The organism is Paenibacillus thailandensis (genome assembly GCF_042685365.1).
Lineage (GTDB): Bacteria > Bacillota > Bacilli > Paenibacillales > Paenibacillaceae > Paenibacillus_AP > Paenibacillus_AP thailandensis.
On the sequence record NZ_JBHUMY010000016.1, the window covers coordinates 60,966 to 75,381 of the forward strand.

General features: G+C 54.0%; 11 protein-coding genes. 3 read left to right on the plus strand and 8 right to left on the minus strand.

The genetic code is table 11. The annotated features are described in order from the left end of the window. Positions 1-5: 5 nt before the first annotated feature. Together glgD and ACFSW5_RS15285 are read right to left on the minus strand one after the other, a co-directional pair. The gene (gene glgD / locus ACFSW5_RS15280) at positions 6-1,118 is read right to left on the minus strand and encodes a glucose-1-phosphate adenylyltransferase subunit GlgD (protein WP_379274700.1); all 1,113 of its coding nucleotides are present in this window, start codon (positions 1,116-1,118) and stop codon (positions 6-8) included. Beyond that, positions 1,115-2,281 (minus strand): glucose-1-phosphate adenylyltransferase, encoded by a 1,167-nt coding sequence (locus ACFSW5_RS15285; protein WP_379274703.1) that lies wholly within the window; start codon positions 2,279-2,281, stop codon positions 1,115-1,117. Before ACFSW5_RS15285 ends, glgD begins: the two co-directional genes overlap by 4 nt. Before the next feature lie 1,260 nt (positions 2,282-3,541). On the opposite strand from ACFSW5_RS15285, the gene ACFSW5_RS15290 reads away from it, so the two are divergent. Next, complete coding sequence (locus tag ACFSW5_RS15290) at positions 3,542-4,120, plus strand: helix-turn-helix domain-containing protein (RefSeq protein ID WP_379274705.1); 579 nt, start codon at positions 3,542-3,544, stop codon at positions 4,118-4,120. On the opposite strand, the gene helD is transcribed toward ACFSW5_RS15290, so the two are convergent. Beyond that, positions 4,117-6,459, minus strand: a complete 2,343-nt coding sequence (gene helD / locus ACFSW5_RS15295) for an RNA polymerase recycling motor HelD (RefSeq protein WP_379274708.1) — start codon at positions 6,457-6,459, stop codon at positions 4,117-4,119. The genes ACFSW5_RS15290 and helD overlap by 4 nt on opposite strands. A gap of 255 nt (positions 6,460-6,714) precedes the next feature. Between helD and ACFSW5_RS15300 the strand changes: the two genes are divergently transcribed. Beyond that, positions 6,715-7,437 carry a queuosine precursor transporter gene (locus tag ACFSW5_RS15300; protein WP_379274711.1) on the plus strand — a complete coding sequence of 241 codons (723 nt, stop codon included), beginning with the start codon at positions 6,715-6,717 and terminating at the stop codon, positions 7,435-7,437. 56 nt (positions 7,438-7,493) lie between these two features. On the opposite strand, the gene ACFSW5_RS15305 is transcribed toward ACFSW5_RS15300, so the two are convergent. The 5 genes from ACFSW5_RS15305 to ACFSW5_RS15325 all read right to left on the minus strand — a co-directional run bounded on the left by ACFSW5_RS15305 (position 7,494) and on the right by ACFSW5_RS15325 (position 12,350). Beyond that, entirely contained in the window at positions 7,494-9,764 is a 2,271-nt protein-coding gene (locus tag ACFSW5_RS15305) for an alpha/beta hydrolase family protein (protein ID WP_379274714.1), read from the minus strand. A 61-nt stretch (positions 9,765-9,825) separates the two neighbouring features. Then, entirely contained in the window at positions 9,826-10,605 is a 780-nt protein-coding gene (locus tag ACFSW5_RS15310) for an ABC transporter ATP-binding protein (protein ID WP_379274716.1), read from the minus strand. 535 nt (positions 10,606-11,140) lie between these two features. Continuing rightward, positions 11,141-11,512, minus strand: coding sequence for a DUF4190 domain-containing protein (locus ACFSW5_RS15315; protein ID WP_379274718.1), 372 nt, complete (start codon positions 11,510-11,512; stop codon positions 11,141-11,143). A gap of 7 nt (positions 11,513-11,519) precedes the next feature. Further along, positions 11,520-11,732 (minus strand): DUF1540 domain-containing protein, encoded by a 213-nt coding sequence (locus ACFSW5_RS15320; RefSeq protein WP_379274721.1) that lies wholly within the window; start codon positions 11,730-11,732, stop codon positions 11,520-11,522. A gap of 117 nt (positions 11,733-11,849) precedes the next feature. Then, positions 11,850-12,350, minus strand: coding sequence for a YpuI family protein (locus ACFSW5_RS15325; RefSeq protein ID WP_379274723.1), 501 nt, complete (start codon positions 12,348-12,350; stop codon positions 11,850-11,852). A 173-nt stretch (positions 12,351-12,523) separates the two neighbouring features. Here ACFSW5_RS15325 and ACFSW5_RS15330 point away from each other — a divergent pair, with 173 nt between their 5' ends. Beyond that, positions 12,524-14,407, plus strand: coding sequence for a S8 family peptidase (locus ACFSW5_RS15330; protein WP_379274725.1), 1,884 nt, complete (start codon positions 12,524-12,526; stop codon positions 14,405-14,407). Positions 14,408-14,416 lie beyond the last annotated feature (9 nt).

Genomic DNA, 14,416 nt, shown 5'->3' on the forward strand with positions numbered 1-14,416 from the left:
GAATGTCAAAGCACTTTGCGTTTGCCTGCAACAAAAGGCGAATTTTCGGCACCGCGAATGTCGCGGCGGGGATGCACCATGACATCCTTGTCCAAAATCGTATGCTGGACGATGCTGTTTTCGCCGATCGTGCCGTTTTGCATAATGATGCTGTTATGTACGACAGCCCCTTTTTTGACATGAACGCCCCGAAACAAAATGCTGTTTACGACCGTTCCTTCGATCCGGCAGCCGTTTGCGATAAGGGAATTTCTTACTTTCGACGATTCGTCGTACTGGACGGGGGGCTCGTCCTTGACCTTCGTGTAAATCGGGCCGGGCTTGAAAAACAGCTCCTTCCACGTATCCGGAACGAGCAGGTTCATGCTGTTGCGGTAATAGCTTGGCAGCGTGTTGACGACGCCGAGATAGCCTTCATGCATAAAGGCCGATACGTGCAGGTTGTCAAGCCTGGAAAATATGGCGTGGCGGACGAGATGGTCCTTCCCCTGCGCAAGCGACGTCTCCACGATTTCCATGAGCAAATCTTTGCGCATCAGATACATTTCCATCGAGCAGATATCGCTGTTCATTCGGCCGTATTGCTCTTGAATCGCCGTAATTCGTCCGTCCTCGTTCACCCTGACCTTGCGGGCGTGGCCGCCGTGCAGCTCAGCGTCTTGCTTGCACACGATCGTAATGTCCGCCTTCCGTTGTTCGTGGGCCGCGACGACGGCTTCGAAGTCGAGATTGCAAACCATATGGCTGCGGGCGATGATGACATATTCCAACGAGGAGCGGGCAAACAAATCGCGGTGCTGATAGAAATGATACAAATCGCCGCGGCTAAGCTCCTGGATGTTGTCCGTCGCGGGAGGAAGAATAAACAGGCCGCTCTGGCGGTTGTCCAGGTCCCAGTTCTTGCCCGAGCCCAAATGGTCCATAAGCGAGCGGTATTTCGTATGCGCGAATATCGCGACTTTCGAGATGTTCGAGTTGACCATGCTGGACAATATAAAATCGATCAGCCGATAGCGCGCCCCGAACGGAACCGTCGCAAGGCAGCGGCCATTCGTCAAACGTTCGAGTTCGTCGGTTTCATGAATGAGATTGATGACGCCCATCACCTTATGCTTCATGCCTGTTCGACCTCCTCGAGCCATTGGTTGTTCGCAACATACTCCCCGACCGCAACGACCGTAATGCCGCCGTCATACGGATCTCCGATGGAGGCGCCGTCTTCGATGACCGCCCCTTCGCCGATGATCGCCCTATGAATGCGGGCCCCCTTGCCGATCCGGACGCCCGGCATGATGACCGAATCCTGAATATCGCTCCTTGCGCCGACATGGACGCCGTAGAACAATACCGAGTGATGGACGCGGCCTTCGATTACGCAGCCTTCGGAGACGAGGCAACCCGCCGCTTCCCCTTCTTCGGCGATATAATGCGCAGGCTGGTTCGGGCTGACGGAGTAGATTCGCCATTCTTCATCCGTCAAGTCCATCGATGCGCGGCCGTCCAGCAAGTCCATGTTGGCTTCCCACAAGCTTTCGATCGTCCCGACATCCTTCCAATAGCCTTGAAACTTGTAGGAGAATAGCCTCAAGCCGTCCTGGAGCATCGCCGGAATGACGTCTTTGCCGAAGTCATGGCTGGAGGAACGGTTCGCCTCGTCGTACACAAGATAACTGTGCAGGACGGACCACGAAAAGATATAAACGCCCATCGAAACCAGGTTGCTGGTCGGCGTCTTCGGCTTTTCTTCAAAAGCGATAATGCGGTCTTCGTCATCGACATGGATAACGCCGAACCGGCTCGCTTCCTTCCAGTCGACCTCGAACCCGGCGATCGTCACGTCCGCTCCTTTCCTTTTATGTTCGGCAAGCATCTTCTCATAATCCATCTTGTAAATATGGTCGCCGGAAATGACAAGCACGTAATCGGGAGCGTAGCGTTCGATAAAGGAGATGTTCTGGTAAATGGCGTTTGCGGTTCCTTTGTACCAAACGCCCCCCCTCTGTTTCACATGAGGCGGCAATATCGTCATTCCGCCGTCGCGCCTGTCAAGTCCCCAGGGGCTTCCGATCCCTAAATACCGATTAAGCTCCAGCGGCTGGTATTGCGTCAGCACGCCTACCGTGTCGATGCCCGAATGTGCGCAATTGCTCAGCGTAAAATCAATAATCCGGTATTTGCCGCCGAAATAAACAGCGGGCTTGGCCAAGTCCCGGGTTAACACGCCGAGCCTTTTGCCTTCCCCTCCGGCAAGCAGCATTGCGATCATTTCTTTTCGGGCCATAGACTCCAACTCCCTCGAAAGTGTAGGTTCCCCGCTTGGCTTTCAGTGTGCGGCACGAAGAATCCAAGGGGTGTACATGCTCCATTAAAAAAGAAAAGACATAGCGGATGAATTGCATTTCCATGATGGACGGATGAAGAAAAACATCATAATCTCGAGGTGTAAAACGAAAAGGCGGAATTGATGAAGGTAGGTCCAGTAGATGCCAAAGACTTTACATACTATGGGAGTATAACTTGAAGCTGAGGAAATATCAAGCAAGCGGCCGGAAGGTGCGGGGCGAACAAGCCCTGCGCTTGTTCGCAGCCCCCCGATTGCCGTACGAGACTCATGTATAAGGAGTAATCTGTATCTAAATTATACATGGTCCCCTGAAAAAATACACCCCGTTATCAATAAAACGTTCAATAGATGTCATAGTTGTTGACATCATTCGACACGTCTATTGATGGCATGACGAAACCCGATAAATATAGTAGTGCTTCGTGCATAGCCCTTTCGAAACTGCCGGGCGTTCGCAGTTCACCCAGGAACAAGCCTTAGGTTGTTTCGTTCTGCGAGGCCTAACCGTATTCGGATCGCCGTGACGCAATAGCCGCTGATGATGCATTGCGCACAAACCTTTCGCCTTAACCGGTTTCGAGCATTCGTTCATGGTGCAGATTTCCAAGTTGTCAGCCCCCTTCCAACAGGCATTTCAGCAGACTAAAGCAAGAATGCTACTACATAATACCCGAATCAATAAACTTAATGAAAACGGATAAAACGGGCAAATCGCATTCAATATACATCGGGATTGCGCTGTAGCTTGTACTTAATCCATGACATGCGGCATAGTTTAATTTTTTAAACCTTGTAATTTGATGTGAATATGTACCTCTTGTAGCGTAAATCCAGTTCTCTTATACTTAAAATCGACAATGCGCAGCTAGATTTAGAAAGGTGGACATTTATTGTCGTATTATCGCGAAACGTTTTATGCGGTCAGCCAACCGCTTGTTCTTATAAAAAACGATAATTTGGCCGTTCTGGACGCCAATCCCGCTTTTGTCCGGCTTTGCGGTTATAACGCCGAAGAGCTCCGCCGTATCCCGTTATCTTCTCTGATCGAGCATTGCACGGGCATAAGCCAGCTCCGAAACAACCCGATTAAAAGATTTACGCTGATTACCAGAAGAAAAAAAAAGAATCCCCATATGGATCGAGCTGTTTCCGCTCGCGGCTTCCAACAGAGGAAAGCCAAACGCAACGGCCCTTTCCGTGCAGGACTTAAGCTCCCAGTTATGGTTAAGGCAGCGATGCGACGGCGATCATGTGCTGGTAAGCGGAGTGGTGGACGAAGCCCATAAAATCAAATTTCTATTGAATTCACGGCCGCTTGAGCTGCAGGAAGCCGAACGTTCGGATGACGAATCGATTTTCCGGTATGTCGAAAAGGAAGAATGGTCCCGGGTGCTGAAAACGACCGCGGAAGCGGTGAAACAGAAGCAGGCCCGAACCGTCGTCATCCGATCGGCCAATCTCGGCGCTATACTGGATATGAACATTACGTTCCAGCCCATCTTTGACGGCTTCGGCAAAGTAAAAGAATATGCGTTTGTCCTTCATGATCTGAAGCCTGTCGAAAAATCGGCCGATTCCTCGATCAAGCTGAAAATATGGATGGCCAAACGCGATATTAACGCCAGCCAGCTGGCCGCGGCTACCGGGATCACGCCGCAGACCATCTCCAAGCTTCGCAACGGCAAAATCATCCGGCCGCATCGGCTGACGGCGGAGCTGATCGCCGCCGAGCTTCGGGTCGACGTATCCGACATTTGGACGGAAGTCCGAAATTAACGGTTTCGCCCGGGCGGCGGCAAGAGCGGCGTAGGCCGATCCTCGTAATAAATATGCAGCTCGTGCATGGCTCTGGTGCACGCCGTATAAAACAGCTTTCTTTCGTTTTCTTTGCCGTAAACGGAGGAAGAAGCGTTATAAATGATAACGGCGTCAAATTCCAAGCCTTTTGCCAAATAGGACGGAATGACGACGGTTCCTTGGCCGAACGTCGCCGTTTCTTTCTCCACCAGCCGAACGGCCGCCCCTTCCTCTTGCAAAAGCGAATGCGCCTCCCTGGATTCCTCGGCCGTTTTGCAAATGACGGCAATCGACCGGAAGCCTTCGGCCTCAAGCTCGCGCAGCCGTTCCGCAATCAGCCTCAATCGTTCGGTCCGGCCGCCGGCCGCCGTTAACGACGGCTTTTCCCCTTCCCGGTTGAACGGAATGATCCGCTCTCCTCCCGCAATCATGCGGCTCGTAAATTCCACGATCGGCCGCGTCGAACGGTAGCTTCGCTCCAATGCGACGGTTTCCGTCGCTTCCTCGCCGTACAAGCCTTTCAGCATTTCGAAGCTGTCCCTGTATTCGGCGTGCGCGAAGATCGCCTGATTCAAGTCTCCGAGCACCGTCATCTTCGCGAATGGAAAGATCCGCTTCAAATAATGGAATTGAAAAGCCGAATAATCCTGCGCCTCGTCGACGAATACATGACGAACCTTCGTATTCGTATGGAACCCTTCCAGCAGCTCCTTCAAGTAGAGGTAAGGCGTTGCGTCCTCGTAAAACATGGCGCCGCTCTCCAGCTTGGCAATCGTCAGCCTGCAAATGCCGGTCCATTCGGCCGGAAAGCCCGCGTCGGGTTCCGCTGCCGCAAACAGCTGGCGGTACATGGCGGGCACGTCGAGAAACCGGAGCAGCTTCGCTCTTCTTCGCAGCTTTTTGAACTTTTCGGTGACGACCATAGTCGACAAAATCCGCTTTTCCCGTTCAAAATCGTTAAACGAATCTTCGTGATAACCGTTTTTTCGCGACAGCTCGTTATAAGCTCGAATGTATTCCTCCTTGTCCAAAAGCTCGATCTCTTCCTCGACCCAGCTTTTGTTCCGCTCCAGCTTCGCAAGTCTTGTCAGCTCCTTGAGAAGCCATTCCGCCAGCTGCTTCAAACGGTTCGGTATCGACGACGAGCGGTCGAGCTCGTAGAACTTCTCCTCCATCGTTTCCGCGGCGACGAGCACGCGGCCCCGAAAGCGGATCGGCTTGAACTTGAGCCCTTTGTCCCCAAGCGATGCCGCGTACCGCTCGATCGCGTTCATAAAAAGGAGATCCGATTTGAAGCGGATGGAGGCCATTCTCGCTTCATAGTCGGGATCGTCCGAAGCTCCAAGCGTATATTCCATCTGGGTGAACGGATCCTCGAGATCGAAGGAGCGGCCGAGCCTATGCTCCAAATATTGCTGATAAGTGGTCTGCTGCATGTTCTCTTCCCCAAGCTCCGGCAATACGGTGGCGACGTAGCTGTTAAACATCGGGTTCGGCGAAAATAATACGATCTGATCGGCCGTCAGGCTGTCGCGATACCGGTACAGCAAGTAAGCGACCCGCTGGAGGGCGGCCGACGTTTTGCCGCTTCCCGCGGCTCCCTGAACGATCAGCAGCTTTGCCCGCTCGTTGCGGATAATCGCGTTCTGCTCGCGTTGGATCGTCGCGACGATCCCTTTCATCTGCGCGTCGGAATGCCGGCCGAGCAGCTCCTGCAGCAGCTCGTCGCCGATCGTGACGCCCGTATCGAACATGCTTCGGATCCGGCCGTTCCGGATGACGAATTGCCGCTTGAGCGTCATTTCGCCGCGGATCGTCCCCGCCGGCGCCCGGTATTGGGCCGGACCCGGCGAATAATCGTAATACAGGCTGGAAATGGGCGAACGCCAGTCGTAAATCAAATAATGGCCGCCGGATTCGTCCAGAAGCGAGCCGACGCCCAAATAGACCGCTTCCGCATCGGCTTCTCCGTCCTCCTTGAAGTCGATGCGGCCGAAATAAGGGGTCTGTTCGAGCTTCCGCAACGTGTTGAGCTGCATTCTCGCATGCCGGTGGCTGTGCTCTCTTTCGAACAGCACTTCCGCCTGCTGCTTTAAGCTTGCCGCCGTTTCCGCCGCTTCGGCCGAATCTTCGAAGTTGACGGTGACGTCGTCCCAGAATTCTCTGCGAATTTCGACGACGTCTTCGCGTTTCTCGCCAAGGCGATCCTCAAGCTCCTCGATTTTGGTCCGAATATGGTTCGTAACCCGGTCTGCCCGCTTCTGTTCCTCCGCCAGCTCCGCAGTTATCCGTTCTTCTTGTTCATTCTGAATATCCATACCTAACCCCTTCTGCTGCATAATACTCATGCGAATATGTACCCGCCCGCGCATTAACGGTCGCGTTCGGACCGCGTGCTTTCACATTTTAACACCGGCCCGGCCGAAATGGAATCGTACGCTTGCCGCGGCATATTGCCCGTTTGCCGGTTTGCCTATATAATGACAAGGTTAAGCTGTCCCAGCCGTCGTTCCGCGTTACGGAACGGGCCGCGGTTCGAAATCTCCCGCGTCAACAAAACTAGGAGGAACGTTATGTTTAATTTATGGTTCGGCGCATTGTTTATGCTTGTCCACTTCGCACTTTTCCTGCTCGGCTACCGGCTGTTCGGCAAAGTCGGCGTTTACGCGTGGATCGGAATGGCAACCGTCCTCGCCAACATTCAGGTCGTGAAGACGATCGACATTTACGGCATCGTGCTGACCCTTGGCAATACGATGTACGGCACGATCTATCTCGCTTCCGACCTCCTGAACGAGAAGTACGGACGGAAGGAAGCGAAAAAGGGAGTTTGGTTCGGCTTTTTTACGTTGCTCGTCTCGACCTTTATTATGCAGCTTGCGCTGCTGTTTGAGCCGCATGACGCCGAATTCTCGCTGGCCGCACAGGGAGCGATGGAAACGCTGTTCGGACTTATGCCGAGAATAGCCGCCGGCAGCTTGTGCGCTTATTTTATAAGCCAGTTTCTCGACGTTCGCATTTATTCGCTGCTTAAACGGCTTTGCCCGAAACCGAATCAGCTGTGGATCCGGAACAACGGCAGCACGGCCGTCAGCCAGCTTGTCGATACGCTTGTTTTTACGTCGATCGCTTTTCTCGGCGAATACGACATGCCGACATGGCTGTCGGTGTTCGTCACGACATATGTCGTCAAATTTATCGTATCTGTCTGCTCCACGCCTTTCCTGTATGCCGCCAGAAGCATTACGTTTAAGGAAGAGCCGCTAAACGGCAAAGATCCTTCCGCGCTAAAATAACGCCGAGAGAAAAAGGGATGCCCGCATGCGGTCGGAACCGGCTTGCAGGACATCCCTTATTCGGATGCAAACCCAACGTGGTCAAGCATCGCTTTGCCGGCTCCGCCGTCCATCCGGAAGGCAACTTGAACGATATCTTCCGCTTTCGTTGTCCCGAGCGGGACTCTGACCGTTTGATATACCGGCTCGTTCGGTTCCTTGTATTTGCCGTCGTCGATCGTATCTTCCAGAAACGGCAATCGAGTAAACGTCACGAATTCCGGCTCTTCCCACTGCATGACGGAAGCTAACGGAACTTCCCGGCGCTTTCCGTCCGCCGTTATCCATTCAACCGTTATTGACGAACCGGGATTTACGGCCCGTTTATTTTTGCCGCCGGCTTCGGGCAAATCCCTGCTCAGATCGGCAATGGCAAACGTCAATACCGCCGGTTCGGCTGCCTTCGCGAATTGCCCGTTCATTTCTCCCCGCTGCAGCCGAAGCGTATAGGACGCTGTTCCGTCCCACTCCAAAATGACGCCTTTCGTCCCTTTGCCGTTGCGGCTGCGGCTTAACGCTTCGCCTTCCGACCATTCGTTGAAGCCCGTCGCCTCCGCAGTCCCCGCTGCGGTCAACGTTCTCCTGTCGCCGTCCTCTTCGAAGTCCGCGATGGCCGCAAACGACCCGTCTTCGTATTGGCTGTAATACCGGGTCGTGGACGGCAGCCAATCGCTGCCGTACCGGTAATCCTGAAACAGCTTGGCATAAGCGGCGTTATCGTGAAGCGTTGCCTCCAGAAACGCCGAAATATAAACCTGGGCCGCCCGGCGCTGATCGTCGCCGTCCATAATCGGCTTCAGCTCCAGCAGCAGCCCTCCTGGCAGCTTCTGATCCATGGAGCCCCAAGAAGTGTTAAACCGGCTATGGTTAGCGTTCGTCATATAAAGCGAAGCTTTAAACATGCCGCTCCCGGTCTGCGTAAAGGTCGTCCGATTATATTGCCGGTCGCCGTAAAAATCGGTCACATCCGCGTCTCTCGCCCCTTGGAGCGTCAAATAAGCGACGTCGTTCAGTTCCGCATGCTTGCCGTCTACGGCCCGGTCGGTCGGCGCCATGGCCGCGACGGAGCGGATGCGCACGCCGTTCAGGTCCTTCATCAGCTTGTCCTCGCCCGCGAACCAGCGCCTGGCATCGGCGGCCATCGCGACGGCCTGGCCTCCTCTGGAGTGGCCGATCAAACCTACTTTGTCCCAATCGATCCGGCCGTAAAACGGATTGCCCGGCTCGCTGCCGAAAGCCTTCAGCTGCTGCAAATGCTTGAGCAGCATCCACGCTCTCGCTTTCATGTCGTTATCGGGAATGCCGGACCAAACGGAGTAATTCAGAAAGTTTTCGTCCACTGAAATCGCTATAAATCCCCGGCTTGCAAGCAATTGTCCCAAATACCCGTACCCGTCGTCGGAAAACTGCTCCATGAGATGGTTGCCGTGCACGATCAGAACAAGCGGCCGCGGCCCGCTTCCTTCCGGCATCCACACGCGGCCGTTGACCGGCAGCGACTTCCGGTCGAAGCCCCAGAACAGCTTCTTGAGCCAAGGCCAGTCGGAAATATATGCGGAGGCGTCGACGGGAACGGTCTTCAGCGTAACCCCATTGCCGTATTCGGCACGATGGCGGTCATCCCCGCTTCCGTAAGTAAAATAGCGGAAAGCATACGGCCCTGCAGCGGCAGGATCGCCGGCATACAAGCCGGCTCCTAGGACGGAGTCCAGCGCATCGGCCGAATCGCCTCCGTCCGCAGCATCGGCCGGAGTATAGCCGTCAGCGCTGTCCGCGAGAACAGGTTCCGCCGCCGGATCGGCGGCCGGCAGCTGCCATACCGCGCTGAGCATGACGGCCGCTCCGACGGCGGCGGCCGCAGCCTGCCGCCTGGCTCCTGCCGCGGGAAGCCGCCTAAGCAAAGCGACCGCGGCCGCCGTCCCCGCAGCGGCGGCCGTCAATACGGCGGCGATCGCAAGCGAGCTTGCAGCGGTTAAATCCGCAGAGTAACTAAGCAGGTATATTTCGGTACCGGCATAAAGCGCGTAACCGGCGAATAACCGCGGTACGGGTACATAAACGAACGATAAGACGATCGCAACGGCGTGGGCGGCAAGCCATGACCCAACGGCCGTGAGCAAGCCAAAGAGGAGCAAGTCTGCGCCTCCTCCAAGACCGGTCGGCATGCCGGGAGCCGCTAGACATATCCCCAATAGGCTGAGCGATATAACGCCTCTGGACGCCGCTTTCCATAAGCCCGTATGGTAAAGGTATCGGGCTGCAAGCCGCTTCCGCAGCCAGCCGATCAATGTCCGCCGTCTCCGAAGACCGGGTTTTGCCCGATGTTCGTCCGCGAACGGTAACCCGGTATCAGCTCCGCTTAACATAAAGCCAATGGCGCTGGTCTCTTGTTTCGATTTCAACCGGCACTTCAAAAAATCCGCTCATGCTTTCCGAGGTCAGCACGTCGCTTGTCCGGCCCGCTTGGAACACTTCTCCTTTTTTAAGAAGCAGCGTATGGCTGAACACCGGCAATATTTCCTCGACGTGATGCGTAACGTAAACGATTGCCGGCGCTTGCTCGCCCTCCGCAATCGCCTCGATCATCCGGAGCAATTGCTCCCGCGCGAACAAATCGAGCCCCGTGCAAGGCTCGTCCAAAATAAGCAGGGACGGCTCGCTCATCAGAGCCCTTGCGATTAAAATGCGTTGACGTTCGCCCTGCGACATTGTCTGATACGTCCGGCCGCTCAAATACCCGCAGCCAAGCTGCTCCAGAATCGCTTCCGCCCGGCGTTCGTCGGAAGCGGTTATTTCATCGTAAAGACCGATAGAAGCAAATTTGCCGCTTAGCACGATCTTCAGTCCGGTCTCGCTGCCGTACAGCTTTTGCTGCAGCGAAGTGCTGACCCAGCCGATTTTTTTGCGCAGCTCCCTAAGGTCGGTTTCTCCGAATTTCTTGCCCAATACGCCGATGCTTCCCTTGGTCGGCCATATATAACCGTTTATCATGTTAAGCAATGTCGTTTTGCCGGAACCGTTTAGTCCGAGAAGGCACCAATGCTCGCCCGGCTCGACCCGCCAATTGATATGGTTCAAAATCGTTCGCTCTCCGCGTTCCCAGCTTACGTCCCTTATGTCGATAATCACAGCCAAATCTCCTCTCCCAATCGTACTTTTATAACTTTATTATAAAGGCCCGTGTCAAGCCATAAGCACCCAAACCCTTTTCTAAGGGCGTTCCCAACCCCCTAAATCCCCCTTGTCGTAAGGGGACCCCTAGGGGCGTCGCCCCTGAAGGCCACCCCAAATGGAAAACGATTCCTGCTTCAGAGACGTTGACCAGCCCTTCCGAGCAAAGAGCGCTTTGTCCCTGCAGGACACGCTGCAAACTCGACGATAAAAAAGTTCCCCCTTTTGGACAATATCCCTATTACTCAGAAAAGAACCAATGTCCATCAAGTGCAAGCGCATTCCTGAGTAGTGGGGATAGTGCCGATATGTAAAAAACATTCAGTAAATAACATGACCTAAGGGGGATACTGCCGGTAAGAGCCAAAAAACACGCTCCGACGCAAGGAATCTATTCCGGTCAACAAAAAAACAACGCCTGGCGCAAGATCAGCTTGGGGCTGAAATTTGTGCTTCGGCGTTGCTTTCGAGATAGCCTAACATTCCGCTTCGTTTAGGACACGGCGTAATATAACGGGATAATAAACAAATAGACGGCGGCGGCGACAAGGCCGACCCCCATGGACCAAGCGCCCGTTTTTCTTGCGCCTTGACGGTACGCGATAAAGCCCAGGACAGCGGAAGTGACGCCAAGCAATACCGGCCATACGAACCAGGAGGCGATCGCGAACACGAGGGCTACCCACCCTAACGAATAACCCATCGATTTGGTTTCCGATTCCTGGAATTCCGCGCGGTCGCCTCGATCCACGTAGGTCCCCGCGGCAAAATCGGCGCCCATCTCTTCCTTGTACTCACGGTTCATTTCTTCAAAATTGCGGGAACGATTGTCTTTTTCTTTTACTTCATCCTCGTATCGGTGCATTTCCGCTTCACTCCTTCGGTTTAAAGGTGTAGCAGCAGGTTACTGAGGATTGCGTCGCTTGATCTTGATGATCCAAGCCGAGATCGTCGGCGGCAAATTCCTCGAAAAAATCCGGGCTTGCGTGCTGGTCGATATCGACGGAGATACGATCCGCTCCGCACGCATTTCCTTCTTTCCAATACGTGCAGTTTGAAACGCTGCAGGAGACGCCTTCCGGCATTCGCAATACCTCCTCAAGAAAAAGCTTCTTGCCAAGGCAGGAGCTTGCAAAAGCTTGCGCCCAAAAATAAAAAGCCCCCGCTATCAAGTTTCCCTTAGCGGAGGCGAACCATTCTGTTTATTTTTGCCCTTGCATGCGGCGTTGTGTCAAATAATCGCTTTCGTAGTAAGCAAGCTCGTCGCGGAGCTCTTCGAACAGCTTGGACAAGGTGAGGACGATATCGCGCGCTTCGCGGACCGGCTTCCGGCGGAAGCGGATCGCGTCTTGTCCGGTGTAAGCATAACGCCCGTCCTCCGAATAACATTCGTTCTTCGGATAGAAGTAGGCGTTAACGCATTGATGATAAACGTCGTACAATGCCCTCTCGGCAAAATCGATATCGAAGTTAGGGCGTCTTAGGAGCACTCCGAGTTTTTCCACGGATACTTCTGAAAACACCAATAAATGTCTAAGATCGGACAACAGCCCTTGGTAGAAGGCCACGTTCTCTTCGCTCGTATCCTCTCCTGCCAGCTGGCCGATTGTGTTGTTGTTCAAAAATGGCTCCAACACCGAAATCGCTTCTTTAAGCTTGCTTCGCGCCGATTCGCTCAGCGGTTTAACATTTGTTGATTGCATAGGTAGTAGATCCCCTTTCATTCATCGCGACAGAAAAACTTAGGCATCAACATCGTACCACAAATTACTGGGAAGTGGTACTGGCGATTCGCAGTTTGTTCCGCATAATTTCGTTTGGAGTTTCGGAATCTAAAATATCGTTTCATCAAGCCATTCATAATGGAGGTTAAAACATGCGCAAAAGATGGGTCGGCATTTTCACGGCAATCGCCGTGCTTGCCCTGCTTATCCCGGCGATCCCTTTTTTCCTGCCGGAAGCAGGCGGTCCCGCCCCGGAAGCTCCCCGAACGGCTTCCTTAACCAAAAAGCAGGAGAAAGCCGGCAAAATTTCGGATCTTAACCATGATCTTAAAGCGACGGCCTTCTTATGTGTAACGGAATGCTCCAAAGATTTCCGAAACCTTCTGGACGGCGGCGGCGATTCGGATGGAGCCAAACAACATAAGCTGCAAGCGATGATGGACGGCCATCATCATATGCGGCAATTGACTTGGATCTCGGGGGACCGTTCCGTTACGAAAGGATCGCTTCCGCCTACCCGGGACGGCATTGCGGAAAAATACGTAAAAGAAGGCATGCGGAGGGTGAAGTCCGGACAGAAATACGAATCTCCGGCGTTTACGGATAAACAAGGGAGCCGGTATATCGTATTGGGCATCCCGAAAGAACAACATCGCGGAACGGGCATTGTCGGCGTCATCCGGCAAGATATTATTGCGCAGGTCGAGCGGCAGCAAAAGCGCAATTTACGCCTTGTTCCTTATCCGGCGGAAGGCCGTTACCGCGTGGAATCCGTCAAACCGAATACGATAAAGGATAAGACTGTCCGGGAAGGCGACGACAACGGCAATGTCAGCCATTACAATGTCAATGAAGTCGTCGTCCATTTCAAAGACAATCCTTCCCGTTCCGATCTGGAAACCATCCGTAACCGTACTCAAGCTTCCGCCGTCAACCGGATCGGCGACGTTTATATATTCAGATCGGACAAGCAAGACGCCGAGCAGATGATGTCTTATTTTCAAAAGAATTGGAAAACGGAATACGTCGAGCCCCATTACCTGTATTTGACCAACGAAATCAATAACGGCAATGGAAACGGCATAAGGCCCAACGATCCGCTGTATTCGGAATACCAGTGGAACCTGCCGTCGATCGAAACGGAGAAAGGATGGAACTCGTCCAAAGGGAGCAAGGATGTCATTATCGCCGTCGTCGACACCGGCGTAGAATCCGGCCATCCGGATTTGCAGGGCAAGCTGCTCAAGGGCGCCAATTTCGTCGATCCGGAGGCGGAACCCGAAGACGACGTCGGACACGGCACTCACGTAGCGGGCATTATCGGGGCTTCGGTCAATAACGGCGAAGGCGTGGCCGGGCTGTCTTGGTACAACAAAATATTGCCCGTCAAAGTGCTGGATTCTACCGGAGCCGGCTCGACCTATTCGGTTGCTCAAGGGATTATATGGGCAACGGATCACGGCGCCAAAGTGATCAACTTAAGCTTGGGCAACTATGCGGAAGCGGATTTTCTGCATGATGCCATCAAATACGCGTATGACCGCGACGTCGTCCTTATCGCGGCAAGCGGCAACGATAATACGGACCGCCCCGGCTATCCGGCCGCCTATCCGGAAGTGTTTGCCGTAGCGGCTACCGACGCGAACCATAACAAAGCTTCCTTCTCGAACTACGGCGGCTATATCGACGTGGCTGCGCCGGGAGACAGCATTGCCAGCACGTATCCGGGCGGGCAATATGCCGCGCTTTCCGGAACGTCGATGGCAAGCCCGCACGTCGCGGCGCTCGCCGGGCTTATCCGCTCGATCAATCCGAACCTGAACAACGAGCAGGTAATGGATATTATGCGCAAGTCCGCCGTCGACATCGGCAACGACGGCAAAGACGATTATTACGGCTACGGGGAAATCGACGTGGCGAAAGCGCTGAAGGCTGCGGCGGGTACGGACACGACGCTGCTGGATTTCCCTTCCGAGGTGAAACGGCGTCTCGAAGCGATTAAGAAGAAATACGGCAACGGGGACGAAAAGCTTTGAGCGAAACAG